Here is a 26,312-nt window from a genome sequence, read left to right as displayed (position 1 = left end):
AGCCGCGGCGGGGCCATTAGTTATTTGTCGTATTTTGCCCGCCATAGCTATTGGCGCGGCTCTTGGAGGAGGAGCCGTTGCTGTATTGGGTGTCTTGCCCGCCGTAGCTATTGGAGCGGCTCTTGGCTGAGGTGCCGTCGCTGTATTGAGTGTCTTGCCCACCATAGCTGTTGGAACGGGTCTTGGCCGAGGTGCCGTCGCCGTATTGGATATCCTGCCCGCCATAACTATTGGAGCGGCTCTTGGAGGAAGTACCATCGCTGTATTGGGTGTCTTGCCCACCGTAGCTATTGGCGCGACTCTTGGAAGAGGTGCCATTGTCGTATTCGCAATCGGACCCACCATAACTGTTCGCCCTGCACGTCTCGGCAACCGCTTGGTAAAGCGGCGCAGCCAACAAAACCGTGCCCAGCAAAACGACCTTAAGCTTCATGTTAATTCCTTGTAGAGGTGGCGATACGCTATTACAGACTGGAGATTCTGAACTTAGTTTCCAACGTTCTGAAATGCGCTCGCGCGAGCCGCCGTGGCAACCCTTTGCCAGCCCCGGCAACTCCTGGCCTGCGCCCTGCCCCGGCAATACCATTCAGCCCGCGCCGCACAAGGCATGCAGCACATGGCCCGGGTTTTGCTCTGTTGCTGCTACCAATAAGGGAGCGGCACCATGATAGGAAGCACGACAAGTCTGTTAGCGCTGGGACAGAAGGCTTTTACACAGTCCATGGAAAACGGCACCCTGCGGGCCGGGAGGATTGAAGTCACCAACGCCACGCCCGAGATCAAGGCCAAGCTGGAAGCCAGCTATCAGGAGCAAGTGCGCTCGACCGCGCAAACCGTTGCCACCGCCCGGGCCAACCCTTCCTGGGCGACCTTCGACGATGAAAACAATGCCGTCGGACTGCCTGATGTCCAGTCGCTCAGCAAAAGTGACGCCACCCATGTGGCCAATGGTCTTCAGTACCTGCTGGATATCGGGCGCCTGGACGGCAAGACTGTCACCGCGAAAAATGGCGACCAGTCGACCGATAACATCGCGGTCTACAAGGACTGGCTCCAGGCCCACATCGGCGTTGATGTACAGGCCTGAGACGGCTCACACCATCGGCACGGCAATCAGCAAGATCGCCGTGCCATGGGTGGCCGTCGCCGCCACCACGCCGTAGCGCATCCGCACCAGCCCGCAGGCCACGCCTTCAATCAGGGTAAAGGCCAACACTGGCCAGCCCAGTTGCGTCACGCTCAACGCCAGAAATGAATGGCACGCGGCGAACGCCAACCCGCTGAGCAACGCCGCACGCAGCGGCGTAACGTGCTGTTCGAGATAACCCTGCAAGAAGCCGCGAAACAACACCTCTTCCAACGCATTGGCGCAGTAGGCAAGTATCAGCATGCCCATCATCCAGGTCCAGTAAGCCGGGATCGCCGCCGGTTCGATGCCTTGATACAGGCGCAATGGCAAGCCAATCACACAGCCGGCCACCAGCCCCACTGCCAGGCCCACAGCACGATTGCCCTTGAACAGCACCGTCAGTTGCCATAACTCCGGAGCCAGGCGCGCGAGCAGTGAAATCAGCCCAAGGGACAAGCCGCCGAGCGCAGCCAGCACGAAGGGGTTGGCCGTAAACTGGATCTGCACCTCAGTGCTCAGCGACCACATGCCCAGCGGCGTCATCGCATCGCGCATCAGCACGAACGCCAACAGCAGAATAACGATGCGCACGCCCGGCATTGTTTTCGGGGTGAGGCCGAACCACAGGCCAAACAGGATCAGCCCTGGCAGCAGATAAATCCCATAGTGAATCAGGACTGTAAAAGCGTCGGCGATCACTCGGCGTCAGCCCTGCGCCACAGCGATCATGTCGACTTCCACGGCGGCACCCTTGGGCAGTTGCAGCACGCCCACCGAGGTGCGCGTGTGAGAACCGGCAGCCCCCAGGATCTCGTTCAACAGGTCCGACGCACCGTTGGCCACTTCGCTTTGCTGGTCAAAGTCATCCGCGCTGCGCACGTACACATTGATCTTGAGGATCGCCTTGACCTGATCCAGGGAGCCCAGTGCCTGCTTGAGCAAGCCCAGGCAACGCAATGCGCTGACGCCGGCGGCAATCTGTGCATCGGCCAGGCTGAGGCTTTCGCCGACCTTGCCGGGCAGCACGATCACGTCACCCACCCGCGGGATCTGGCCGCTGATGTAAACGTGATTGCCATCCCTGAGCAGCGGCGTGTAGTTGCCGCCGATCTTGAACTCGTTGAGTTGGTAACCCAGGCGCACCATGGCTGCCGCGTACTTTTGGTCCGGTGTCATTTTTGTTGTCCTCACTGGCTGTTGCGAATCCACACCATGAAGTCGCCGGCCACAGCATAGCCATGTGCCATTTCCACGGGAAGCGCCGAGCGTTATTTCGCAAGTGATACGACGACCAATACGGGCAAACAGCGCATACATCCTGGCCAATTACAAATTTCACTTTCCTTGACCCCACGAAATACGGCATGGTTGTACGACGACTTAAGCGCAGCTCCTGAGTCGTCCCAGTACCCACAACAACAAGGAAACACCCATGCAAAACGTCAAGGTTCTGATTGGTTTTCTGTGCCTGTTCAGCGGTTACGCGGCCGCCGCGCCTGCCGCAGCTGACAAGGATGTCGCCGTTGCGGTCGATCACCTGACCCAGGCCATGCTGCACAAGGACATCCCGCAACTGCAGGCCCTCACCGCGAACAATCTCACCTACGGCCACTCCAGCGGCAAGGTCCAGAACAAGCAGGAATTTATCGCGGACATTGAAACCGGCAGAAGCGGTTTCAAGACCCTGGAAATGCAGAAACAGACCATCACCCTCAATGGCGACACCGCCCTGGTGCGCAACCACTTTTCCGCGCAGGCGGTGAACAGCGGCGTCGAGGTGCCCACCGAAATTGAAAACTTCCAGGTCTGGCAGAAGCAGAAAGGCAAATGGCTGCTGATTGGGCGCCAGGCGTACAAATTCTGACAGCAGACCGACGCTTCCCCTGTGGCGAGGGAGCTTGCTCCCGCTGGGCTGCGTAGCGGCCCCGACATCTTTGGGAGCGCTGCGCACTCCAGCGGGAGCAAGCTCCCTCGCCACAGTAGTCTCAAGCGCGATCTAGTACGCCTCCACCGCCCAGCGCACTTTCACCAACGCCTCGCGCAGCACCTCCCGGTCCACCGACCCCAGCGCCACTCGCAAGGCATGGGGCACGTGGGCCGAGACGGCAAACGGCTCGGCGGTGGACACCGAGATATTTTCCCTGGCCAGCGCCATGGTGATCTGATCGGCGCGGGCATCTTCCGGCAACGGCAACCACAAGAAATACGAAGACGGATGGCGGATAACATTCAACCCCGCCAACACCTCATCGGCCACCGCCTGGCGCGCCTGGGCGTCCTTACGTTTTTGCGCTTCAAGCTGCAGCACCGTGCCGTCGTCGATCCACGCGGCAGCCACCGCAGTCATCACCCCCGGGGTGTTCCAGGTGGTGGCCATGACCGTACGTTCCAGCGCCGCCATCCACTGCTGCGGAGCGGCGACAAAACCCACCCGCAGGCCGGTGGCAACGCTCTTGGACAGCCCCGACACATACACCGTGCGTTCCGGTGCCAACTCGGCCACCGGCGGCGGCGGGTCCTCGGCTAAAAACGCGTAGGCCGCGTCCTCGATCAGGATCAAATCATGCTGGCGGGCAATCGCCACCAGGTGCTCGCGCTGCTCCCTGCTCATCACCCAACCCAACGGGTTATGCAGGGTCGGCATGCTGTACACGGCGCGTACCGGGCGCCGGGCGCAGAGTTGTTCAAGAAAGGCCAAGTCGGGCCCCGTCGCGGTCACCGGGATTGCGACGATTTCCAGGTGCAACGTCTCGGCCAGCACCTTGAACCCCGAATAGGTCAACGCATCCACCGCCACCACATCGCCGGGCTTGAGCAGCGACATCATGGTCACTGCCAGCCCATGCTGGGCGCCGCTGACGATCAATACCTGCTCGGCCGGCACCGTCAACCCACGGCTCGCCAGGTGGCGCGCCACCGCCGCCCGTTCGTGCAACCGACCGGCGTGGGGCTGGTAGCGCAGCAGGGCCGACAGGTCGCCGGACAACGCCAACTGACGCAACGCCGTGCGCAGCAGGTCGGTCTGGCCCGGCAGCGACGGGTAGTTGAAGTTGAGGTCGATCATGCCCGCCGCCACCGCGATCTGGCCGATGCCCTGCCCCGGCGACAACGCGATTTCCCGCACAAAGGTGCCGCGCCCGGTTTCGCCGCTGACCAGGCCCATGGCTTCAAGCTCGGTGTACACCCGGCTGGCCGTGACCAATGCCAGGCCGTGGCTGGCGGCCAACTGGCGGTGGGTCGGCAAACGGGTGCCCGCCGCCAGGGTGCCGGAGCGGATATCCCGGGCGAAGGTATCCACCAATGTCTTGTAGCGGGCGCGAGGCATAGCGATGTATCCATGACAATTTTTTGATTGTCTCAATGGTGAATCATAGGATGCGGGAGACGCAACTCATCCTTATCGAGCCCGACGCCCATGGAACGCACCACGCACCTCAACACCCAGGAACACAACCCCAGTGGCTGGATCAATGGCTTGATCGGCGTGGTGATCTTCAGCGGCTCGCTGCCCGCCACACGCCTGGCGGTGCTGGAATTTGATCCGGTGTTCCTGACCGTCGCCCGCGCCACCATCGCCGCCCTGCTTGGCCTGTGCCTGCTGTGGTTGTTCAAGGAAAAGCGCCCGGCCCGTGGCCAGTTGTTGCCCTTGGCGATTGTCGCGCTGGGCGTGGTGATCGGCTTCCCGCTACTCACCGCCCTGGCCTTGCAGTACGTCACCAGTGCCCACTCCATCGTGTTTGTCGGCTTGCTGCCGCTGGCCACCGCCGTGTTCGGTGTATTGCGTGGCGGCGAGCGGCCCAAGCCGGTGTTCTGGCTGTTTTCGATCCTGGGCAGCCTGCTGGTGGTGGGCTACGCCGTTGCCCAGGGCCTGAGCGCCGCGCCCGCCGGGGATTTACTGATGCTGCTGGCGATACTGGTGTGCGGCCTGGGTTATGCCGAGGGCGCCAAGCTGTCGCGCACCCTGGGTGGCTGGCAGGTGATCTGCTGGGCGCTGGTGATCTCGCTGCCGATTGTGGCGCCTCTGACGGCGATTCTCACCCCTGCCTCGTTCGCGAACATCAGCCTGCCGGCCTGGCTGAGCCTGGCCTATGTGTCGCTGTTCAGCATGCTGATCGGGTTTGTGTTCTGGTACCGCGGGCTGGCCCAGGGCGGCATCGCCGCCGTCGGGCAATTGCAGTTGCTGCAACCGTTTTTCGGCCTGGCACTGGCCGCCACGCTGCTGCATGAACAAGTGAGCCTGGGCATGCTGGTGGTGACGGTCGCGGTGATTGCGTGTGTGGCGGGGGCCAGGAAATTCGCCCGTTAAGGGGCTCTCCTGAGCATCAAGAGCGCGATAAACAGCCCGCCGGCCACGCCGACACTGATCATCAAGCCATGGGGGCTGACATAGGACACCGTCGCCCCCGTGGCAATCGGCCCGAGCACACTGCCCAGGGTGTAGAACAGCGCAATCGCAGTCATGGCGGTAGACACCTGATGCTCGGCCACCCGGTCCCCTGCCTCGATCACCGCCAGAGTGTTCATCCCGCCAATCGCGCCGCCCCATACAAAGACGATCAACGTCGACAGCCACGGCAGCCCTTGGCTGAATGGAATCGCCAGGGTGCCCAGCAGCAGCACCAGGCCACAGATCAGCTGACCGGTCTTGTAGGAGCTTTTGTCGGCCATCCAGCCAATGGGCAGTTGCAGCACGGTGCCGCCAATGCCGAATACCGAAATCAACAACGTCGCCGCCGTGAGTACATAGCCCGCCGAGAGGCTGTAGGCGCCGAGGAAGGACACCGATGAAGTCTCCGAGAACCCGGCGATAAACGCACCGCACAACGCCACCGGGATCACGCTGAACAGTTTCCCGTGACGTTTCTCCACCGGCGTTTTTGGCCGCGAGTCATGCGCCTTCAAGCTCAGTGCCAGCCCGCCAGACAGCAGCACAATGGCGGCGCAGGCGTAATAGGGAATCCCACCGTCGACGCCGAACACCACCAGCAGCAATGGCCCGACGGCAATCCCCAGGCCCATCAGGGTTTCATGCACGCCAATGGCGCGGCCGCGTTCGCTGTCGGTGGCCACGGAGACGATCCAGGTGTCACAGGCGATCCAGCGCAGAATCAACCCGATACCCAGCACAAAGTTCAGGGCGAACAGCAGCGCCAGTGAATGGGTCAGCGTCATGCCGATCAACCCCAACACGGTCAGCACAACACTGAGAAGATTGGCCTTGACCAACCCCAGGTGCCCCAGCAACCGCGGGACGACCTTGTACAGCAGCAGGATCGCGATCCACGAGGCACTGACAATCACCCCGATTTTCGCCGGGTCCACGCCCTTCTGCTCCAGGGACAGCGACAGCAACGGCGTGATGGTGCCGATTTGCACGATCTGGGACAGCACCGACAGGGTGTTGATGCGGGTCAGGGCCAGCCAGCGTTGCCTGTCGCTGTAAGCAATATCGTCCATGACGTTACCGACCGTTATTCAGAGCCGCCAGAATCTCAGCTCTCAGCGCTCAGGCGCAACCATCTTGAACTTGATGACAATCCCATTGGACACCACGCTGTCCGCCCACTCCCCCGCGCCGATCTTGAAGTCGTCGCGCTTGAGCACGAATTCACCGTCGAACACGCCAATGCCGCTCTGCTCCTTGAGCGCCACCTTGACCTCCACTGGCCGGGTCTGGCCCTTGAGGGTCAGGTTGCCGCTGAACAGGTAGCGGTTGCCGCCCAGGTCAGTGATGTGGGTCGAGGTGAAGGTGCCCACTGGATAAGTCGTCATGTCGAACCAACCGGGCTTGGGCAGTTCGGTGTTGGCGTCGTCGCTGCCGGCATTGATGCTCGGCAGCTGGATGGTCAGCACGGTGCTGGCGGCGGCCGGGTTTTGCGTGTCGAAATTCAGGGTCGCCGAATAGCTGCCAAACGTGCCGTACACCTGCTGGCCCATCTGGTCATAGGTGAAGCTGAGGGTGCTGGCCGCCGGATTCACGTCGGTGTATTCCACCGCATACGTGTTGGACAAGGTGCCGAGGGTAAGAAGGGCCGCTAGCAATCGGGGTTTCATGGGATTCTCAACCGGGAATGAACACGCTGTGCACTGCTAACAGCGTAGGTGCTGGATTTATTCACGTGCCTGGCATTAGGCTCGTGCCTCGACGGAACTCAAACAACAAGGAGCCACGATGCCCGCGCTTTCCCTGCAAGACACCACCGCCCCCGAAGGCGTCTGTTATGGCTGCGGCAGCCGCAACCCCCACGGGCTGCACATCAAAAGCCGCTGGGACGCCGACGGCATCCACGTGATCGCCGAGCACCAGCCCGACGCCCGATACTGCGGCTGGCCAGACCTGGTCTATGGCGGGTTGATCGCGATGCTGGTGGACTGTCACTCGAACTGGACCGCCATGGCCTACCACTACCGGGCCGAGCAACGCGAACCCGGCAGCCTGCCGCGTATCGACTGCGTGACCGGCAACCTGGGAATCAAATTCATCAAGCCGACACCGATGGGCGTACCACTGACCTTGCGCGCAAAAGTCGAAGGTGACGTGGGGCGCAAAACCCGCGTGGTGTGCGAGGTGTACGCCGATGGCGTGCTGACGGCCATTGGCGATTCGGTCTTCGTGCGGGTGGACACCGGGCAGTTGGCCGCCGCCGCCCATGGCCGGGAAGCCTGATACTGGTCTACATTCAGTCCCACCGCTAATCGAGGACGCTACCGATGACTCGTCTGACCGCCAAAGATTTCGCCCCTGAACTGCTGGAGCTTTACGACGGCTACGCCCACGGCAAGATCAACCGCCGGGAGTTTCTCGACCGCGCGGCGTTGTTCACCTTTGGCGGGCTGACGGCCTCGGCCCTGCTCGCCGCCCTGAGCCCCAACTACGCCCTGGCCGAACAGGTGAAATTCACCGACCCTGAGATCGTTGCCGACTACATCACCTACCCGTCGCCCAAGGGCAACGGCACGGTGCGCGGCTACCTGGTGCGCCCGGCCAAGGCCAGCGGCAAGGTGCCGGCGGTGGTGGTGGTGCATGAGAACCGTGGGTTGAACCCGTATATCGAAGACGTCGCCCGTCGGTTGGCCAAGGCCGGTTTTATTGCCCTGGCACCGGATGGCTTGACCTCCGTGGGCGGCTATCCCGGCAACGATGAGAAAGGTGTGGAGCTGCAACAGAAAGTCGATCCCGAGAAGCTGATGAACGACTTTTTCGCGGCCATCGAATGGTTGATGCACCACGATGCAAGCACCGGCAAGGTGGGGATCACCGGGTTCTGTTATGGCGGCGGCGTGACCAATGCGGCAGCGGTGGCGTATCCGGAGTTGGGTGCGGCAGTGTCGTTTTATGGGCGCCAGCCGGAAGCCAAGGACGTGCCACGGATCAAGGCGCCGATCATGTTGCATTACGGTGAGCTGGATACGCGGATCAATGAGGGCTGGCCGGCGTATGAGAAGGCGTTGAAGGCCGCGGGTACGACGTATGAGGCGTTTATCTACAAGGGCGCCAATCACGGTTTTCACAACGATTCGACGCCGAGGTATGACGAAGCGGCAGCGAATCTGGCGTGGGAGCGGACCTTGGGTTGGTTCCGCAAATACCTGGCCTGATGCCAACCTCATTGTAGGAGCGAGCTTGCTCGCGAAGAACGTCAACGATAACGCAGCGCATCTGGTTTATCGCAGCGCTCTCGGGTTTTTCGCGAGCAAGCTCGCTCCTACAGTAGGATCGTCATCAGTGCTCCAGCGCATACTGCCGGCAGTGGTTGAGGTACCCTTCCTCATGGTTCCCCACCAACTGCACCACACTGGTCCATAACCACGACGGCGCATCCAGCTGCTTCGACCGGTTCTCCTGCAACACCGCCATCCAGTCCTTGCGCGTATCCCGGTCCATCTGCCGTGCATGCGCCACGCCGACCACTCGCGCCAGGTACCCGGCCGCGTGCATCGCATCAATCTCGCTCAACTCGTCCAGTTCCAGCTTCATGTCCTGGGGCAGCAACTCGCGGATAAAAAAACCGTGATCCAGAAACCGCGTCGCCAGCATCCGTTCCCCCAACGCCGGTGACAGGTGCCTGGCGCCCTCCACCACTCGCCGACCATTGTCCCGGGGCATCTTCGCCCGTGCCGCGCGCGGTGCCGCAGCACCCACCGCTTGCTTGATATCGAGCAGGCAGTATTCCTGATCGTCCTGGCTCCCTACCCCCAACAACACCGCATACCGCAACAACCCAAGGGAGCTGCAACCCTTGACCCAGTAAGCGGAATCCAGCAGCTCGACCTGGTCATCGTTGGACCGGCCTTTAAGCGACGTCACCAGCCGGTGGATCTCATCCGAGGCGCACAACGTTTCAAGGGCCGACTTTTCCGCCCGCGACAACGACCAGAAATGCTTGCCCATCGGAATCGTCGGCCGGGTGTTTTCAATCCGTTCGCGGGCTAGGTTCTTCCAGGTGCGCTCCACCGCACTGCGCATCCCGGCCTTGACCTGGGATGGACGCGGCGGTGCCTCGTCGGGCTTGTCCTTAAACGCCTGCGCGTAGCCCACCATCATTTCTTCAAGCATGCGGGCGGTGGTCACCCCCGGCAGGTCCGAACCCCGGGCAGCGGTGGCCAGGGACAGCGCCAGGCGCACCAGGTCATGGGTCGGGTTGCCGATCACCGCCTGGTCAAGGTCGCGGATATGCATGTCGATCCGGCCCTTGGTATCGCCCGTAGGCCCGAGGTTGCCGGCGTGGCAGTCACCGCAGATCCAGATCGCCGGCCCGTGGGGCAAGCGCCGGCCGCGCTGGCTGTGCAGCCACTCATAAAACTGAACCGTACTGCCCCGCACGTATGCGTGGGCGGAGCGCGCCATCTTCAGGTTGCGCAGTTGCGTGAGGTGGGGCATTCGTGAAGAGGGACGCGGCGTTTTCATAGAGGTACTCGTCGTGGAGATACGGTAGAGGCCGGGCCGCGACAAATGTTTCAATTTGTTTCAGAGATTTCTATCCATGAGCCACATCGGCGTCATCACTACCGGGGATACACTCGGCGTCGGCGTGCTGCGGTGGTTGTTTGCGCTGCGCACACGCGTTGACAATGGCACCGCTACCTTTTCCGATGTTTTGCCACCTTCAAGGAGCTTCCCTATGTTTGAAAAAGCCCGCTGGCTCAATCAACCCCGGCACTGGAGCCGAGAAGGCGAGCGTCTCAAGGTCCGTACCGACACCAGTACCGATTTCTGGCGTGAAACCCACTATGGTTTTGTGCGTGATAACGGGCATTTCCTGTTTGTCGAAACCGACGGCGACTTTACCGCTCAGGTCAAAATCCACAGTGAATTCACTCACCTGTATGACCAGGCCGGGTTGATGGTACGAGTGGATGAAGCGCATTGGGTAAAGATCGGCGCGGAGCTGTCCGACGGCGTGACGCTGCTGAGCAGCGTATTGACCGATGGCGTGTCGGACTGGGCTACCGGCGTGTTCCCGGGTGATCCCGAAGCCTTCTGGATACGCGTCACCGTGGCCAAGGGTGTGTTGCGCGTGCAGGTATCAGTGGATGGCGCGAGCTGGCCGTTGGTGCGCCTGGCGCCGTTCCCGGTGGCGCAGTCGTATCAGGTCGGGCCTTACTGCTGCACGCCAGAGCGCGGTGGGCTGGAGGTGGAGTTTTCCGAACTGTGGGTGGGTGCGCCCAACGGTAAATCCCTGCACGACCTGTCCTGACTAACGCCGGCTGCTCGCCACTTCGCGCAACCAGGCCTTGAATGCCAGCATCGCCGGTGTCTCGGCTCGCGACTGCAAGCGCGTCAGCCAATAACTGCCGGTGGTGATGCCCACCTCGAACGGCTGGCGAATCACATCCGTCGCCAACTGCCGGCTGAACATCATCGCCGGTGCCAGGGCCACGCCCGCCCCTTGCAGCGCCGCCTCCATCATCGCCAGGGATGAATCAAACACAATGCTGCGCGGCACCAGCGTATCGGCTGGCAAGCCGGCGGCCTGGAACCATTGCGCCCACTCATCCGCGCGGTAGGAGCGCAGCAACGTGTGCTTCAACAGGTCCGCCGGCGTCTGCAATTGCCGGGCGAGTTGCGGCACGCACAACACCGTCAGCGGCGCCTCCAGCAATTGGCACGCCTCGGTGCCGTGCCACGCGCCGGCACCAAACCGAATCGCGTAATCCAGGCCTTCGGCCGCCACATCGACGCGGTTGTTGTTGGTGGACAGGCGCAAGTCGATAAACGGGTAGCGCGCCTGGAAGTCCGCAAGCCGCGGCAACAGCCAGCCCACCGCAAAGGTGCCCACCGCGCCCACCGTCAAGACTTCGCGGTAATGCCCAGCTTCAAACTGGCCTAAGGTTTGAGCAATCCGGTCGAAGGATTCGCGCAGTACCGGCAGCAAGGTCTCGCCTTCGCTGGTGAGCATGAGGCCCCGAGGCAGGCGTTTGAACAGCGTAACGTTGAGCTGCGCCTCCAGGCTTTTCACCTGGTGACTGACCGCCGCCTGGGTGACGCACAATTCAATCGCCGCGCGGGTAAAACTCAAATGCCGCGCAGACGCTTCGAAAGCCCGCAGTGCGTTGAGAGGCAAATGGGAACGGAGCATGGCTTGACCCTAATTTTTCTAATGGCTGTTGCGAGATATCATCGTTTGCCGTCGGATCACAAACTGCCTAAATTTGCGGCGCCTGCGCAGGCAACGGTATTCACCCGATCACTTCATGGAAGTCACGTCATCATGTATTCATCCATTTTCCCAACCGTGCGCAATACCACGATATTCGCCCTATTGCTCGGCGCCGGCAACTGCATGGCCGCCACCGATATTCGCCAGGTGGTCGACAGTACCGTCGAACCCCTGATGCAGCAACAGGACATCGCCGGGCTGTCGGTCGCGGTGATACAGAACGGCAAGGCGCAATACTTTAACTACGGCGTTGCCAACAAGGAGAGCAAGCAGCCCGTCACCGAAAACACCCTGTTTGAAATCGGCTCGGTGAGCAAGACCTTCACCGCCACCCTCGCAGGCTATGCCCTGGCCAACGGCAAGCTGAAACTGTCAGACCCGGCCAGCCAATACCTGCCGGCATTGCGCGGCGACACGTTTGATCACATCAACCTGCTCAACCTCGGCACCTACACCGCAGGCGGCCTGCCACTGCAATTCCCCGATGAGTCCGACACCACCGGCAAGATGATCAGCTACTACCAGCACTGGAAACCGGCTTTCGCACCCGGCACCCAGCGCCTCTACTCCAACCCGAGTATCGGCCTGTTCGGCCACCTGGCGGCGCAAAGCCTGGGCCAGCCGTTTAACCGCGTGATGGAGCAGACCGTGCTGCCGAAACTCGGCCTCGAGCACACCTTTATCAGCGTGCCCAAGGCGCAAATGAACCTGTACGCCCAGGGTTACGACAAGGCCGGCAAACCGGTGCGCGTCAGTCCTGGCGCCCTGGACGCCGAGGCTTACGGCATCAAGACCAGCACCTCGGACCTGATTCACTACGTTGAAGTGAACATGCACCCGGCGAAGCTGGAAAAGCCGCTGCAACAGGCGATTGCCGCGACCCACACCGGCTACTACACGGTGGATGGCATGACACAGGGCCTCGGCTGGGAGATGTACCCCTACCCGATCAAACTGGATGCCCTGGTGGAAGGCAACTCGACACAAATGGCCATGGAGCCCCACAAGGTCAATTGGCTGACACAACCGCAGGCACCCCACGCCGACACGCTGGTGAACAAGACCGGCTCGACCGGTGGCTTTGGGGCGTACGTGGCTTATGTGCCGAGTAGAGACCTGGGGGTGGTGATCCTGGCGAACAAAAACTACCCGAATGCCGAACGGGTGAAAGTGGCCCATGCGATCCTGAGCGCGATGGACCAATAGCGTCTCCCCTGTAGGAGCGAGCTTGCTCGCGAAAAACCGTCAGGCGACGCGTTCATTCAGGATGCACGCGTCATCGTTGACGACCCTCGCGAGCAAGCTCGCTCCTACAGAAAGCCACAGGTGCTTACATCCCCAACCAGTGCGGCAGAGCCAGGGAGATGAACGGCAGGTAGGTCACCATGATCAGGAACACCAGCAAAATCATCAGCCACGGCAACGCCGCGCGAATGGTCTGCCCCAGGGTCAGCCCGGTCACCGCCGAAGTCACAAACAGGTTCAGCCCCACCGGTGGATGCACCAGGCCAATCTCCATGTTGACCACCATCACAATCCCCAGGTGAATCGGGTCGATCCCCAGCTTCATCGCAATCGGGAAAAAGATCGGCGCCAGGATCAGCACAATCGCCGACGGCTCCATAAAGCTGCCCGCCACCAACAACACCACGTTGACCATGATCAGGAAACCAATCGGGGTCAGGCCTTCAGAGATCACCCATGCGGTGATTTCCTGGGGGATTTGCTCCGTGGTCAGCACGTGAGCAAAGAGCATGGCGTTGGCGATGATAAACATCAGCATGATCGCCAGGCGCCCGGACTCCAGCAGCACCTTGGGGCAATCCTTGATCTTCATGTCCTTGTAGACAAACAGCGCGACAAACGCCGAGTACACCGCCGCCACCGCCGCCGCTTCGGTGGGGGTGAACATGCCGCTGTAGATGCCGCCAAGGATGATCACCAATAGCAACAAGCCCCAGAACGCACGCCGGGCGCAGGTCAGCCACTCGCGAAAGGTCGCCCGAGGCTGGGCCGGCAGCTTCTTGATGCGCGCGACGATGTAGATCGCGACCATCAACATCAAGCCCAGCAGCAGGCCCGGAATCACCCCAGCCATAAACAGCTTGCCCACCGAGGTTTCAGTCGCCGCCGAGTACACCACCATCACAATCGACGGCGGAATCAGGATGCCCAGGGTGCCGGCGTTGCAGATGATCCCGGCGCCGAATTCCTTCGGATAGCCCGAGCGCACCATGCCCGCCACGGCAATCGAACCCACCGCCGCCACGGTTGCAGGCGATGAGCCCGACAGCGCGGCAAACAGCATGCACGCCAACACCGCCGCAATCGCCAGCCCGCCTCGGATATGCCCGACGCAGGCGTTGGCAAAGTCGATCAACCGTTGCGCCACGCCGCCGGTGGTCATGAACGCACCCGACAACAGGAAGAACGGAATCGCCAGGAAGGTGTAGGCGTCCGAGGTTTCAAACAGCTTGATTGCCAGGGAACTCACCGAGTCCGGGCTGAACATCAGGATCGACACCGCGCCCGACAACCCCAGGGAAATCGCGATGGGCACACCGAGGAACATGAACACGAACAGCAGCAAAAACAGACACAGAACGGCCATCAGTGACGCTCCTCATGGCTGCCGGCCAACTTGCTGGCTTCACCGGCTTCGTCGGCCAGGCCCAGCCCGGTTTGGCGGTGGGTGAAGATGCGGTAGAAAATTTCCAGGTAGCGGATGAACACCAGGGCAAAACCGATGGGCACGATCACCACGATGTCGTCGACGTCGATACCGAACTTGTCGAGGTCTTCGGCGCCGATGTGCGCCGTCGTCACCGCGCTCAGCCACTTGTAGCTGGCGATCATGAACAACCCGGCGTAGGCCAGGCAGCACAGGCAGGCAAGCATGCCCAGCAGGCGCTGCACACGGCGCGGGGTCAGCTTGACCAGGGCATCCACGCCCAGGTGCCCGGCGGTGCGTACGCCGTAGGAAATGCCGAAGAAAATCAGCCAGCCGAACATGGCCTTGGTCAGCGCCACGCTCCAGGTCATGTCCTGGGCCCAGCCCATGGTGTGATCACCCAGGGCGTTGAAGAAACCGCTGCTCCACGCCCACTTATCAGCGAGGGCAAAGAACAGGGTGTAGATGTTGTTGAGCATGACGTAGACAAAAGTCACCAGGGTCATGGCGGCCAGCAGGATGGCGATAAAGCCTTCCTCCAGGTGCTCCCAGACGCGCCTTAGCGTTTGCATGGCAAAACCTCGCGAAGCGGAGATAGGTGTGTAGATCGTTCCCACGCTCCCGCGTGGGAATGCATCCCGTGACGCTCCGCGTCACCCTGCGCAAGACTTGAAGCCCTCGCTAGCAGCTGGACGCAGAGCGTCCGGGGCGGCATTCCCACGCGGGAGCGTGGGAACGATCAAGTGCGGCCATTACTGATTCGACGCGTCGGCCGCCTTGATCAGGTCGGCACCGATTTCACCTTCGAACTTCTGCCACACCGGGCGCATGGCTTCGCGCCACAGCTGGCGTTGCTCGGGCGTCAGTTCGATGATTTCGCTGGTCTTGGCGTCGATGATCTTCTGCTTGGCCGACTGGTTCAGCGCTTCGGCCTGCTTGTTCACCTCGACGGTGACTTCAACCATGATCTGGTCGAGGGTGGTGCGCACATCCGGCGGCAGGCCGTTCCAGAACTTGGCATTAGTGATCACCATGTAGTCGATCAGGCCATGGTTGGACTCGGTGAAGTACTTCTGCACTTCGTTGACCTTCTGGCTTTCATAGTTCGACCAGGTGTTCTCGGTGCCGTTGACGGTGCCGGTCTGCAAGCCCTGGTACACCTCGGCGAAGCTCATCTTGCGCGGGTTGGCGCGGATCGCCTTGAACTGCTCTTCCAGCACGCTGGAGGCTTGCACGCGGAACTTCAGGCCACGGGCATCCTTGGGCTCACGCAATGCCTTGTTCGCCGACAACTGCTTGAGGCCGTTGTGCCAATAGGCCAGGCCGAGAATGTTCTTGTCTTGCATTGAAGTCAGCAGCGCCTTGCCCTGGGCCGCCTGGAAGCGGTCGACCGCCGCCAAGTCGTTGAACAGGAATGGCAGGTCGTAGATCTGTACTTGCTTGGTGTACTGCTCAAACTTGGCCAGGGATGGCGCCAGCATCTGCACGTCCCCCAGCAGCAGCGCTTCCATTTCCTTGCCGTCGCCGAACAGCGAGGAGTTCGGGTACACCTCGACTTTCACCCGGCCAGGCAGGCGTTCTTCAGCGAGCTTCTTGAACAGCAACGCGCCCTGGCCTTTCGGGGTATTTTCCGCGACGACGTGGGCAAACTTGATCACGATGGGGTCGGCCGCCTGGGCCAGGCCCGCAGCAAACAAGGTGGCGGCGCAGAGCAGCGCCCGAGAAAGCTTGAGCATGGAAAATCACCTTCTTATTGTTGTGTTATAGGGCAAGGTGCCTGATGTCACGCGTATAGAGAATTTCGAATTTTAGATACCTGCGTTCGGCGTGGACGAACGCCGACTTCGCAAACAATAGATCCAATGTGGGAGCGGGCTTGCTCGCGAAAGTGGTGTGCCAGTCACCTGATGCACTGGCTGACCCACCGCTTTCGCGAGCAAGCCCGCTCCCACATTTCTACGGTTGCGCGGCTAATAATCGTTGGGCCCGCAGCAGCACCGGTGCATCCACCATTTGCCCATCCAGTTGATAGGCCCCGGCCCCATGGGCACCGGCTTCCACCACCCGTTTGGCCCACGCCAAATCTTCGGCGCTGGGGGCCAACGCCTGGTGAATCACCGCCACTTGCTTGGGATGGATACACAACGCGCCGGCAAAGCCCATTTCATAGGCATGCCGAATCGCGCGGCGCAGGCCTTCGGGGTCGTCGATGGCCGGGTGCACGCCGTCCAGTGGCGCCACCAGCCCGGCGGCGCGGGAATGCACGATCAAGGCAAGGCGGGCCTGGTCCAGGGCAAATTGGGCGGCCGGGGAGCCGCTACTCAGGTTCAAGTCCAGCGCCAGGTCCAGTCCGCCGAATGACAAGCGCTGCACCAACGGTGCATGAGCGATTTCCGCCACAGCCAGCAAGCCCCGCGCACTTTCGATAATCGGCCAGATGGCTTTGCCCGTTGCAGCCACCACGGCCACCTGGGCCGCGCTTTCAACCTTGGGCAGCAACACCCCCGCCACCCCGGCATGGGCCTGACAGAACGCCACATCGGCAAAATGCTCGGCATGCTCCGGCGCATTGATCCGCACCCACACCCGCGCATCCGGCGTCGCCTGCAAAAACGCCCCGAGGTTGTCCCGAGCCTGACGCTTTAGCGGCTCTTCCACCGCGTCTTCAAAATCCACAATCACCGCATCGGCGCCACTGGCCAAGGCCTTGGCAAAACGTTCCGGCCGGCTGCCCGGTACAAACAGCGCAGAGCGCACAAGAGAAGTTGGCATCGCTCAATTCCTTATCAGATAACGCCGCGTGCACGCAGGCTGTCGATGGCTTCAGCGGAGTAACCCAACTGGTCCAGAATCCCCTGGCTGTGCTGCCCCAGCCCCGGCACTGCGTCCATGCGCGGGGTAAACGCGGCATTGCGCGCCGGTGGCAGCAACGACGGCAACTTGCCCGCCGGGCTGTCGACTTCCCGCCAGCTGTCCCGGGCCTTGAGCTGCGGGTGGTCCCACACGCCTTGCATATCGTTGACCCGGGCGCTGGCGATTTGCGCGTCTTCCAGGCGCTGAATCACGGCTTCGGCACTCATCTGCGCGAAGCGGTCGACGATGATCTGGCGCAGCACGTCGCGGTTTTCCGAGCGCTTGAAGTTGGCCGAGAAACGCTCGTCGGTGGCCAGCTCCGGCGTGAGCAGCACCTTGTCGCAAAACGCCGCCCACTCCCGTTCGTTCTGCAAACCGAGCATCACCGTGCCGCCGTCGCCGGTGGGAAACGGCCCGTAGGGGTAAATCGTCGAATGCGCCGCACCCGCGCGCGGTGGCTGGGGTGCGCCGTCGAAGGCGTAATACATCGGGTAGCCCATCCACTCCACCAGGCTTTCCAGCATGCTGACGTCAATGCGACTGCCCTGCCCGGTCTTGCCCCGCAGCAGCAGCGCCGAGAGGATGCCGCTGTAGGCGTACATCCCGGCGGAAATATCGGCGATGGAACAGCCGGCCTTGGCCATCTGGTCCTCACCCGGGCCGCCGGTGACCGAGAGGAAGCCGCCTTCACTCTGGATCAGCAGGTCGTAGGCTTTCTTTTTCTCGTAAGGTCCGCCTTCGCCATAGCCGGAGATGTCGCAGACGATCAGGCGCGGGAAGCGCTTATGCAGTGCCTCAAATGACAGCCCCATGCGCGCCGCGGCGCCCGGTGCCAGGTTCTGCACCAGCACATCAGCGTTGGCCAGCAAGGTTTCCAGGATGTCCCCGGCATCGTCGTGCTTGAGGTCCAGGGTCAGGCTTTCCTTGGAGCGGTTGGTCCACACGAAATGCGAGGCCAGGCCGCGCACGCGCTCGTCGTAGCCTCGGGCAAAGTCACCGGCGCCCGGGCGTTCGATCTTGATCACGCGGGCGCCCAGGTCAGCCAACTGGCGGGTGCAGAACGGTGCGGCAATCGCGTGTTCCAGGCTGACGACGGTGATGCCGTCCAACGGTCGTTGATTAGCAGTCATGACGATTCCTTAAAGCCAGTGAGCCAGGGACGTGGCGTTGCGCAGATCCCAGACCTTTTCGATCAGCCCGGTGGTTTGCGCGGGCGTGCGGGCGCCGCTGAATTGGGTCAGGCGCTGGAATTTGTCGGCCAGCTCTGCACGGGTCAGGGTGTTGCCGGGATCGCCCTTGGGCTCGTCGATGGCGCCGTGCAGCACGCGACCGTCGACCGTGGTGACAATCACCCGGCCCAGCCAGCGCTGCGGATAAGCCCCGTCGACCTCGGCGTCGAGGGTCATGCTGACCTTGTCGCGAAATGCCGATACGTCTGCGTCGTTGAGCGCCAGCTCGTGAAACTCGGTCAGCCCGGCCTTGCCATGTACAGCGATCAACCCCAGCACGGTGCCCATGGAAAACTTGGCCTGGTGCACGGTCTGCGGCCGCGTTACCCGGCCCAATACGTCGATGGCGCCTTGGTGGACGCGGGTTTCCACACGGGTGATGTGCTCATGGCCGAGACTTTCGCGCTGCATCAGGTCCAGCAGCGCATCGGCCGCTGGATGAGTGTGGCGGCACGAAGCGTGGAACTTGAACGAGGTTTCCAGCAGCGCCCAACGGCTGCCGAGGCGATCCGAGAGTTTGCTGGGGTCTGCATCGGTGGACATGCCCGCCGCCATCCCCTGATCACCTTCCAGAATATTGCGCGCACCGGTCAGCCCATCCGCCGTCAAATACGCCGCCAACAAACCATCAGCGGCCGCCTTGGCGGTGTGCAGTTGCTTGGAGTCGGCGGCATCCCGCAGGAACTCCCAAAGACCGGCCGCCTGAGTGCCGGCACTGCCCAGCAGATTGATGAATTGCTCTTGATTGAAGTCGAGCAATTTACCCACCGCGACAGCCGCCGCGAGGGTGCCGACGGTGGCCGTGGTGTGGAAGATCCGGTAGTGGGAACGGCCCATGAATTCGCCGATGCGAATCCCGGCCTCGTAACCGGCCACCGAGGCCAACAGCAGTTCGCGACCGGACTTTCCGAGGTCTTGCGCCGCCGCAAATGCAGCAGGAAACACCACGGTCGCCGGGTGCAAGACTGAGCTGTTGTGCAAGTCATCCTGCTCCACCAGGTGCGACGACGCGCCGTTCACCAGCGCGGCGAAATAGGCACTGCTGCTGCCGCCGTTAACGATGATCTGCGCCGGGCCATTGGCCGGGCCCATCCTGCGGGCATAACGCTCGAACAGCGGAATCGGATGCGCGCCTTGGCTGGCCAGCGCCGAGGCGAGCCAGTCGAGGAACAGGTCTTCGGTGCGGGCGAGTACGTCGTCCGGCAATTGCTCGTAACTCAACTCCGCGAGGAACCGGCACAGCGCTTGGGTGTGGCTCATGGTCGGGCCCTCAGAAGCTGCGTGGCAGCTCGAGCAAATGCTCGGCCACGTAGGACAGGATCAGGTTGGTAGAGATCGGCGCGACCTGATACAGACGGGTCTCGCGGAACTTGCGCTCCACGTCGTATTCACAGGCAAACCCGAAGCCGCCGTGGGTTTGCAGGCAGGCGTTGGCGGCTTCCCAGGACGCCTTGGCCGCCAGGTACTTGGCCATGTTCGCGCTGGCCCCGGCGTTGGCGCCGCTGTCGTATTCCTCACAGGCACGCCAGCGCATCAAGTCGGCCGCTTCGATCTCGATATGCGCTTCGGCAATCGGGAACTGCACGCCCTGGTTCTGCCCGATGGGCCGGCCAAACACCACGCGGTCACGGGCGTAAGCGCTGGCTTTCTCGATAAACCAGCGGCCGTCGCCGATGCACTCGGCGGCAATCAGGGTGCGTTCGGCGTTGAGGCCGTCGAGGATGTAGCGGAAGCCCTTGCCCTCCTCGCCAATCAGGCTGTCCAGCGGCAACTCCAGGTTGTCGAAGAACAGTTCGTTGGTCTCGTGGTTGACCATGTTGGCGATGGGCTGCACGGTCAGGCCGTTGCCGATGGCTTCCCGCAGGTCCACCAGGAAGATCGACATGCCTTCGGATTTTTTCTTCACCTCCGCCAGCGGCGTGGTGCGGGCCAGCAGGATCATCAGGTCGGAATGCTGCACCCGCGAGATCCAGACTTTCTGGCCGTTGATCACGTACTTGTCGCCACGTTTGACGGCGGTGGTCTTGATCTTGGTGGTGTCGGTGCCGGTGGTGGGCTCGGTCACGGCCATCGATTGCAGGCGCAATTCGCCGCTGGCGAGCTTGGGCAGGTAGAAGCTTTTCTGCGCTTCGCTGCCGTGGCGCAGCAAGGTGAACATGTTATACATCTGGCCATGGACGGTGCCGGAGTTGCCGCCGCAGCGGTTCACTTCTTCCAGGATCACCGAGGCTTGCGCCAACCCGAGGCCGGAGCCGCCGTATGCTTCGGGGATCATTGCCGACAGCCAGCCGGCGTCAGTCAAGGCCTTGACGAAGGCTTCCGGAAAGCCCTTTTCTTCATCGACCTTGCGCCAGTAGGCGGCGTCGAATTCGGCGCACAGTGCGCGGACGCCTTCGCGGATGGCATTCAGTTCTTCGTTGTCATTCGGGTTCATTAACGGCTCTCCGCCTGTTGTTCTTGGAGGTTTATTCGAAATGCAGTTCGGCGCGCTGGGCCAGGCCGTCAGCGTTGCCCGCCCACAATTCGGCCACGCCCGGCGCAGTGATACGCCCGCCGACTTCAAAGGGTTGCGGGGCAATCAACGGCCGCACGCCGCGATAGGAAAAACGGCGCAACGTGGCCGCCGGATTTGCGCGGCAAAACGCGCGCAGGCTCAAGGTGGCGATCAGCGGACCGTGCACCACCAGCCCCGAATAACCTTCGGTGCCGGTGACATAGGGGTAGTCGTAGTGAATGCGGTGGCCGTTGAAGGTCACGGCGCTGTAGCGGAACAGCAGGGTTGGCGTCGGGTCGACCGCTTCGCGCCAGTCGCCTTCGGGTAATACATCACCACTGCCCCGCTTGGGCGGCGTGGGTTCGCGATAGACGATGTCCTGTTCCTCGCGGATGGCCAGGCGACCGTCCTGGGAGTAGTCGTGGCGCACGGTCACGAAAAGCAGCGAGCCGGTGCGACCGGTTTTTTCTTCCACTTGAGTGATGGTCGAAACGCGGGTGGCAGCCTCACCGGCGCGCAACCCATGGAAGAACTCGATGCGCCCGCCGGCCCACATGCGATTGCGGTTATCCGCCGGTGGCAGGAACCCACCACGGGCCGGATGGCCGTCACCGCCCAGGGCGGATTCGGGCAGCGGGTCCTGGAAAAAACACCATTGCCACAACGGCGGAACCGCCTCGCCATCTGCGGGTACCGCCTCGCCGAAGGTGGCGGCGATGCGTTTGAGCAGGTTGTGGCTCAAGTGGTCGTGGGCTGTTTCGCTACGGCCGATCCAGTCTGTGGCGCTCATCAGGTGCATGTCCTCGGGCAGGGAATCTGAGCCGGATCATGCTGGGCCTTGGCCGTTCTGAGAATTTGCATTTCAATAAAGCAGCGTTCGGCTATGCTGAACGCCATTGCCCCTAAAAAGATCTCAAGAACCCGGATGATCAATGTGGGAGCTGGCTTGCCTGCGATAGCGCCCTGTCAGTCAACACTGCTTTGGTTGGCCCACCGCTATCGCAGGCAAGCCAGCTCCCACATGGGTTCTTCGTCGCTGCCCCCGGAGCCTTCCATGCACTTCGATCTGGCTGACTTACGCCTGTTTATCCATATCGCCGAATCCCCCAGCCTGACCCAGGGCGCCAAGCGCGCGTTCCTCTCCCCGGCCGCCGCCAGTGCGCGGATCAAGGCCCTGGAAGGCCAGCTCGACACACGCCTGCTGTACCGCGACAGCCGTGGTGTGGAGATCACCCCGGCGGGCGAACGCCTGTTGCACCATGCGCGGTTGATCATGCGTCAGGTGGACTACCTGAAAAGCGAGTTCACCCAATACGGCATCGACTCGGCCGGGCATATCCGCATTTTTGCCAACACCACCGCCGTGACCGAGTTTCTCCCGGAAGTGCTGGCTGGCTTTCTTTCCGCGCGCCCTGGCGTCACCGTGGACCTTCAGGAGCGGCTGTCACGAGACATCGTGCGAGGCGTGCTCGACGGCACCAGCGACATGGGCATCATCGCCGGGCCCGTGGAAGCATCGGGGTTGCAGGTGCTGCATTTCAGCACCGACCACCTGGTGTTGACGGTACCCGTGGGGCATCCGCTGGCGGGCCAGCCTTCGGTGACACTGGAGCAAACCCTGGCCTACCAGCATATCGGCTTGCATGACGGCAGCACGTTGCTGAGTTTCCTGCGTGAGCATGTGGAGCGGTTGGGCAAGCATCTGTCGTTGCGGATCCAGATGTCGAGTTTCGAAGCGATCTGCAGGATGGTCGAGGCTGGTGTCGGGATCGGCATCATTCCTGAATCGGCGGCGGTGCGGCACAGCCGGACCATGCAGTTGGTGACGGTGAAACTGGATGAGGTTTGGGCGGTGCGCGAGCGCAGTATTCTGGTGCGGGAGCTGGAGGCGCTGCCCGGCACCATTCGTGCGTTGATCGCGACCTTGATGCCCGAGATGGAACCGCCTCGGTTGCCGGGCGCCTAAGCTAACGTTCACCTTTTGCGAAGGAGATCCGGTCATGCAGCTTGAAGGTTCCTGCCATTGCGGCGCGGTTACATTCAGTCTTGAGAGTGCTCATCCCTACCCTTATCAGCGGTGTTATTGCTCGATTTGCCGCAAGACCCAAGGGGGTGGCGGGTATGCGATCAACCTTGGGGGGGATGCCAAGAGCCTCAAGGTGCGGGGGCGTAAGTTGATTTCGGTTTATCACGCGCGGATGAAAGGACCGGGGGATAGCCGGGCGCATGCGAGTACGGCTGAGCGGCATTTCTGTTCGCGGTGTGGGTCGGGGTTGTGGTTGTTCAGTCCGGAGTGGCCGGAGTTGATTCATCCGTTTGCTTCGGCGATTGATACGCCGTTACCGGTGCCGCCGGAGCATACGCATTTGATGTTGGGGTCGAAGGCACCTTGGGTTGAGGTGAGTGTGCGGCCGGGGGATCTGGAGTTTGAGGAGTATCCGCAGGAGTCGATTGCCCAGTGGCATGGACGGTTGGGGCTGGGTTGATGGGGGTATATCCGTTATCTAGGTAACGGCGGCTTAGTTAACGAGGCGCCTAAGATCAAGATCAAAAGCAAGAGCACAGCGGCCTACCGGCCGGCTTGAGTGTTGAAGAGCACAATCAAAAGCTAAAGCGGGCACGGTCCAAATGTGGGAGCGGGCTTGCTCGCGAAGGTCGTTAACGATGACGCGGGCATTCTGGATGAACGCGGCGCTCTAAGGTTTTTCGCGAGCAAGCCCGCTCCCACAGAAAAGCAGATCTGTTTTTGCTCTGGATCTTGCCTCTGCTTTTAACGCTCACAACGATGGCCGTGAGCGGGCGAGGTACCGAGTGGTTAAGCAAGGACCTTTTGGTTGCTTGACGTGCGTTTTGGTCATGCCCCCTGGAACAATCGCTCCATCTTGATGATCTCGATGGACACCGGGCTGTTGCCCCGGCTGAAGGTGCCCTCGCCGATCTTGCGAAAGCCGAACGCGGCATAGAATTTCTCGGCGGTGAGGGTCGCCTCCAGGTACGCCTTGGAATGGCCGGCAGCTCCGATCCGTTGCAGTGCTTCGAGCAGCAATCGGGCACCCATCCCCTGCCCGGCGACGTCACCCCGGACAAACAGTTTGCTGACTTCATGGCCGTCGATTTCCACGAAGCCCTGAAGCGTATCGGTGCAAGCCAGCCAGAAGTTTCCGGCGACGATCGCTTCGCGGTAGGTCTCGGGCGAGCGGCCGTCGAGCCACATGCTGATCTGGTCCGGGCCGTAATCGGCGTTGCAGAGGGTTTCGACGGAGTTTTTATGCACCTGGAAAATGCCCTCGGCGTCTTCCAGACGGGCGGCGCGGATCAGCAGATTGTTCATTCCTTTGAGGTCCTGATTCGGGTCAATGATCCCGGCCTTTATAGCTGACCCGCGTCATGCCAGCCACTCAAGACCGTTCATCTTGTGCGTTGACCATCGTTATCACACCCCATATAGTGTGCCCACAAACACAGACAACCACTACATAGTGTGCAAGAACGCTGAATACCGACCACACTGTGAGCTGTATTTCAATGCCTTGAAGCCTGCAAAACGCACATTTTTGAACACGCTGGGTGAATCGAAGCCCACGCCGTCAAACGGACCAGGAAGGAGCAATTCAATGCTGAGTTGGGATGAAGCAGATCAACCAGACACTGGCGACGTAGTCATCCGAGGCGCCAACGCCGGCCACGCCACCGAAGCCAACATGGACCGCCTCGACGGCGCCGGCGCTGCCGCTGCCCTTGAAGCGCGCAACGTGACCGCCAGCGACTCCGCCGCGATCATCCGCGCCAAGGCCGCCCTCGACAAACTCGACGTCGCCGAAGGCCTGGCCGAGCTGGAAGGTTCCGCTGCCCGCGTCGCCGTAGACGAAAAGCGCATGATCAACTGCCGCGCCGACCTCAACCAACTCGTACCCTTCAAATACGACTGGGCCTGGCAGAAATACCTCGACGGCTGCGCCAACCACTGGATGCCGCAAGAGGTCAACATGACCGCCGACATCGCCCTGTGGAAAAACCCCGAAGGCCTGACCGACGACGAACGCCGCATCGTGATGCGCAACCTCGGCTTCTTCTCCACTGCGGATTCGTTGGTCGCGAACAACCTGGTACTGGCCGTGTACCGCCTGATCACCAACCCGGAGTGCCGCCAGTACATCCTGCGCCAGGCCTTCGAAGAAGCGATCCACACCCACGCCTACCAGTACTGCATCGAATCGCTGGCCATGGATGAAGGCGAGATCTTCAACATGTACCACGAGATTCCATCGGTCGCCAAAAAGGCTGCCTGGGGCTTGAAGTACACCCGTTCGATCTCCGATCCGAAGTTCGAAACCGGCACTGTCGAGACTGATAAAGAGTTGTTGCGCAACCTGGTCGCGTACTACTGCGTCCTGGAAGGCATCTTCTTCTACTGCGGCTTCACCCAGATCCTGTCCATGGGCCGTCGCAACAAAATGACCGGCGTGGCGGAACAGTTCCAGTACATCCTGCGGGACGAGTCGATGCACCTGAACTTCGGCATCGATGTGATCAACCAGATCAAAATCGAAAACCCGCATTTGTGGGATGCCGAGATGAAGGAAGAAGCGACCCAGATGATCCTGCAAGGGACTCAGCTGGAGATTGAATACGCTCGCGACACCATGCCACGCGGCGTGTTGGGCATGAATGCGGCGATGATGGAGGACTACCTCAAGTTCATCGCGAACCGTCGTTTGTCGCAGATCGGTTTGAAAGAAGAATACCCAGGCACCACCAACCCGTTCCCGTGGATGAGCGAAATCATGGACTTGAAGAAAGAGAAGAATTTCTTTGAGACCCGTGTAATCGAGTACCAGACCGGCGGCGCGCTGAGCTGGGACTGACATCCATGGCCCATGGACCGCGGAACGGCGGCCCATGGGCCATGTTCAGTTCGAGACTTGCTCTAGAAATATCAGCTTCAACGGCTCGCTGAGCAAATCATCCGCCGTTGCGGCAAACCGCTGAAAGTACGGCGTCGCAAAATGCGCATCGAGTGCCGCCTGGTCCTTGAACGCTTCACGCATGTAGAACGTGCCGGGTTCGTCCCGCAGTTCAAACAACACATAGTCAAGGTTGCCGGGTTCCGTCCGCGTAGGCTCCACCAGCGACAACAAGCCTTCCTTGAGCGCCTGTTGCTTGCCGGGTTTGGCCTTGAGTACGGCGATGGAGATCAAGGGTTTTTGCATGGTGGTGGCTCCGGTTGGGAAACGTGTCGAATGCTGGCTGGAACATGCCGTGATCAATAACGCGC

Annotated in this window: 28 protein-coding genes; 10 read left to right on the top strand and 18 right to left on the bottom strand. The window is 61.5% G+C overall.

The window, feature by feature from the left end; translation table 11 throughout:
• Window positions 1–16: 16 nt before the first annotated feature.
• On the bottom strand, window positions 17–433 hold the full coding sequence (locus NVB75_RS00715; protein WP_003215097.1) for a hypothetical protein: 417 nt from the start codon (window positions 431–433) through the stop codon (window positions 17–19).
• A gap of 288 nt (window positions 434–721) precedes the next feature.
• Between NVB75_RS00715 and NVB75_RS00710 the strand changes: the two genes are divergently transcribed.
• The gene (locus NVB75_RS00710; protein ID WP_258345373.1) at window positions 722–1,087 is read left to right on the top strand and encodes a hypothetical protein; all 366 of its coding nucleotides are present in this window, start codon (window positions 722–724) and stop codon (window positions 1,085–1,087) included.
• A gap of 6 nt (window positions 1,088–1,093) precedes the next feature.
• Here the strand turns inward: NVB75_RS00710 and NVB75_RS00705 are convergent, their stop codons facing one another.
• The gene (locus tag NVB75_RS00705) at window positions 1,094–1,828 is read right to left on the bottom strand and encodes a CPBP family intramembrane glutamic endopeptidase (RefSeq protein ID WP_258345371.1); all 735 of its coding nucleotides are present in this window, start codon (window positions 1,826–1,828) and stop codon (window positions 1,094–1,096) included.
• Between the two features lie 6 nt (window positions 1,829–1,834).
• Complete coding sequence (locus NVB75_RS00700; RefSeq protein ID WP_258345370.1) at window positions 1,835–2,305, bottom strand: RidA family protein; 471 nt, start codon at window positions 2,303–2,305, stop codon at window positions 1,835–1,837.
• 256 nt (window positions 2,306–2,561) lie between these two features.
• On the opposite strand from NVB75_RS00700, the gene NVB75_RS00695 reads away from it, so the two are divergent.
• Entirely contained in the window at window positions 2,562–2,993 is a 432-nt protein-coding gene (locus NVB75_RS00695; protein ID WP_063029654.1) for a nuclear transport factor 2 family protein, read from the top strand.
• A 132-nt stretch (window positions 2,994–3,125) separates the two neighbouring features.
• Here NVB75_RS00695 and NVB75_RS00690 read toward each other — a convergent pair whose 3' ends face one another.
• Window positions 3,126–4,454, bottom strand: coding sequence for a PLP-dependent aminotransferase family protein (locus NVB75_RS00690; protein ID WP_258345368.1), 1,329 nt, complete (start codon window positions 4,452–4,454; stop codon window positions 3,126–3,128).
• Window positions 4,455–4,544: 90 nt separating this feature from the next.
• Here NVB75_RS00690 and NVB75_RS00685 point away from each other — a divergent pair, with 90 nt between their 5' ends.
• Window positions 4,545–5,435 carry a DMT family transporter gene (locus NVB75_RS00685; protein WP_258345366.1) on the top strand — a complete coding sequence of 297 codons (891 nt, stop codon included), beginning with the start codon at window positions 4,545–4,547 and terminating at the stop codon, window positions 5,433–5,435.
• Here NVB75_RS00685 and NVB75_RS00680 read toward each other — a convergent pair.
• Together NVB75_RS00680 and NVB75_RS00675 are read right to left on the bottom strand one after the other, a co-directional pair.
• Window positions 5,432–6,586 (bottom strand): MFS transporter, encoded by a 1,155-nt coding sequence (locus NVB75_RS00680; RefSeq protein WP_258345365.1) that lies wholly within the window; start codon window positions 6,584–6,586, stop codon window positions 5,432–5,434. The genes NVB75_RS00685 and NVB75_RS00680 overlap by 4 nt on opposite strands.
• A 42-nt stretch (window positions 6,587–6,628) precedes the next feature.
• Entirely contained in the window at window positions 6,629–7,183 is a 555-nt protein-coding gene (locus NVB75_RS00675; RefSeq protein WP_258345364.1) for a YceI family protein, read from the bottom strand.
• Window positions 7,184–7,301: 118 nt separating this feature from the next.
• Here NVB75_RS00675 and NVB75_RS00670 point away from each other — a divergent pair, with 118 nt between their 5' ends.
• Both NVB75_RS00670 and yghX read left to right on the top strand, forming a co-directional pair.
• On the top strand, window positions 7,302–7,796 hold the full coding sequence (locus NVB75_RS00670) for a PaaI family thioesterase (RefSeq protein WP_258345363.1): 495 nt from the start codon (window positions 7,302–7,304) through the stop codon (window positions 7,794–7,796).
• 44 nt (window positions 7,797–7,840) lie between these two features.
• Entirely contained in the window at window positions 7,841–8,728 is an 888-nt protein-coding gene (gene yghX / locus NVB75_RS00665) for a YghX family hydrolase (RefSeq protein ID WP_167664731.1), read from the top strand.
• A gap of 124 nt (window positions 8,729–8,852) precedes the next feature.
• Here yghX and NVB75_RS00655 read toward each other — a convergent pair whose 3' ends face one another.
• Window positions 8,853–10,037: a DUF2252 domain-containing protein gene (locus tag NVB75_RS00655; RefSeq protein ID WP_258345362.1), complete on the bottom strand. Its 1,185-nt coding sequence runs from the start codon at window positions 10,035–10,037 to the stop codon at window positions 8,853–8,855.
• A gap of 214 nt (window positions 10,038–10,251) precedes the next feature.
• On the opposite strand from NVB75_RS00655, the gene NVB75_RS00650 reads away from it, so the two are divergent.
• Window positions 10,252–10,827 carry a DUF1349 domain-containing protein gene (locus tag NVB75_RS00650; RefSeq protein ID WP_258345361.1) on the top strand — a complete coding sequence of 192 codons (576 nt, stop codon included), beginning with the start codon at window positions 10,252–10,254 and terminating at the stop codon, window positions 10,825–10,827.
• Here the strand turns inward: NVB75_RS00650 and NVB75_RS00645 are convergent, their stop codons facing one another.
• Entirely contained in the window at window positions 10,828–11,709 is an 882-nt protein-coding gene (locus tag NVB75_RS00645) for a LysR family transcriptional regulator (RefSeq protein WP_258345360.1), read from the bottom strand.
• A 132-nt stretch (window positions 11,710–11,841) separates the two neighbouring features.
• Here NVB75_RS00645 and ampC point away from each other — a divergent pair, with 132 nt between their 5' ends.
• A complete protein-coding gene (gene ampC / locus NVB75_RS00640) occupies window positions 11,842–12,996 on the top strand; it encodes a class C beta-lactamase (RefSeq protein WP_258345359.1) in 1,155 nt (384 codons plus the stop codon).
• Between the two features lie 124 nt (window positions 12,997–13,120).
• Here the strand turns inward: ampC and dctM are convergent, their stop codons facing one another.
• The 8 genes from dctM to NVB75_RS00600 all read right to left on the bottom strand — a co-directional run bounded on the left by dctM (window position 13,121) and on the right by NVB75_RS00600 (window position 21,827).
• Window positions 13,121–14,401 carry a C4-dicarboxylate TRAP transporter large permease protein DctM gene (dctM, locus tag NVB75_RS00635; protein ID WP_010169752.1) on the bottom strand — a complete coding sequence of 427 codons (1,281 nt, stop codon included), beginning with the start codon at window positions 14,399–14,401 and terminating at the stop codon, window positions 13,121–13,123.
• Entirely contained in the window at window positions 14,401–15,033 is a 633-nt protein-coding gene (locus NVB75_RS00630) for a TRAP transporter small permease (RefSeq protein WP_258345358.1), read from the bottom strand. Before NVB75_RS00630 ends, dctM begins: the two co-directional genes overlap by 1 nt.
• A gap of 180 nt (window positions 15,034–15,213) precedes the next feature.
• Complete coding sequence (gene dctP, locus NVB75_RS00625) at window positions 15,214–16,197, bottom strand: C4-dicarboxylate TRAP substrate-binding protein DctP (protein ID WP_258345356.1); 984 nt, start codon at window positions 16,195–16,197, stop codon at window positions 15,214–15,216.
• A gap of 220 nt (window positions 16,198–16,417) precedes the next feature.
• Window positions 16,418–17,233, bottom strand: coding sequence for a CoA ester lyase (locus tag NVB75_RS00620; protein WP_258345355.1), 816 nt, complete (start codon window positions 17,231–17,233; stop codon window positions 16,418–16,420).
• A gap of 14 nt (window positions 17,234–17,247) precedes the next feature.
• Window positions 17,248–18,444 carry a CaiB/BaiF CoA-transferase family protein gene (locus tag NVB75_RS00615; RefSeq protein WP_258345353.1) on the bottom strand — a complete coding sequence of 399 codons (1,197 nt, stop codon included), beginning with the start codon at window positions 18,442–18,444 and terminating at the stop codon, window positions 17,248–17,250.
• Window positions 18,445–18,453: 9 nt separating this feature from the next.
• Window positions 18,454–19,803 carry an MmgE/PrpD family protein gene (locus tag NVB75_RS00610; protein WP_258345351.1) on the bottom strand — a complete coding sequence of 450 codons (1,350 nt, stop codon included), beginning with the start codon at window positions 19,801–19,803 and terminating at the stop codon, window positions 18,454–18,456.
• A 10-nt stretch (window positions 19,804–19,813) separates the two neighbouring features.
• Entirely contained in the window at window positions 19,814–20,977 is a 1,164-nt protein-coding gene (locus NVB75_RS00605) for an acyl-CoA dehydrogenase family protein (RefSeq protein WP_258345350.1), read from the bottom strand.
• A gap of 31 nt (window positions 20,978–21,008) precedes the next feature.
• Window positions 21,009–21,827, bottom strand: coding sequence for a MaoC family dehydratase N-terminal domain-containing protein (locus tag NVB75_RS00600; protein ID WP_258345348.1), 819 nt, complete (start codon window positions 21,825–21,827; stop codon window positions 21,009–21,011).
• A 264-nt stretch (window positions 21,828–22,091) separates the two neighbouring features.
• Here NVB75_RS00600 and NVB75_RS00595 point away from each other — a divergent pair, with 264 nt between their 5' ends.
• On the top strand, window positions 22,092–23,003 hold the full coding sequence (locus tag NVB75_RS00595; RefSeq protein WP_258345347.1) for a LysR family transcriptional regulator: 912 nt from the start codon (window positions 22,092–22,094) through the stop codon (window positions 23,001–23,003).
• Window positions 23,004–23,037: 34 nt separating this feature from the next.
• Entirely contained in the window at window positions 23,038–23,523 is a 486-nt protein-coding gene (locus NVB75_RS00590; protein WP_258345346.1) for a GFA family protein, read from the top strand.
• Between the two features lie 368 nt (window positions 23,524–23,891).
• Here NVB75_RS00590 and NVB75_RS00585 read toward each other — a convergent pair whose 3' ends face one another.
• Window positions 23,892–24,368, bottom strand: coding sequence for a GNAT family N-acetyltransferase (locus NVB75_RS00585; RefSeq protein ID WP_258345345.1), 477 nt, complete (start codon window positions 24,366–24,368; stop codon window positions 23,892–23,894).
• Window positions 24,369–24,651: 283 nt separating this feature from the next.
• On the opposite strand from NVB75_RS00585, the gene NVB75_RS00580 reads away from it, so the two are divergent.
• Window positions 24,652–25,902, top strand: coding sequence for a ribonucleotide-diphosphate reductase subunit beta (locus NVB75_RS00580; protein WP_008432895.1), 1,251 nt, complete (start codon window positions 24,652–24,654; stop codon window positions 25,900–25,902).
• Window positions 25,903–25,947: 45 nt separating this feature from the next.
• Here NVB75_RS00580 and NVB75_RS00575 read toward each other — a convergent pair whose 3' ends face one another.
• On the bottom strand, window positions 25,948–26,247 hold the full coding sequence (locus NVB75_RS00575) for a putative quinol monooxygenase (RefSeq protein ID WP_258345344.1): 300 nt from the start codon (window positions 26,245–26,247) through the stop codon (window positions 25,948–25,950).
• Between the last annotated feature and the right edge of the window lie 65 nt (window positions 26,248–26,312).

Origin of the sequence: Pseudomonas sp. CBS, assembly GCF_024734645.1 — a bacterium.
Lineage (GTDB): Bacteria > Pseudomonadota > Gammaproteobacteria > Pseudomonadales > Pseudomonadaceae > Aquipseudomonas.
This window is presented reverse-complemented; position numbering and strand designations above follow the sequence as displayed.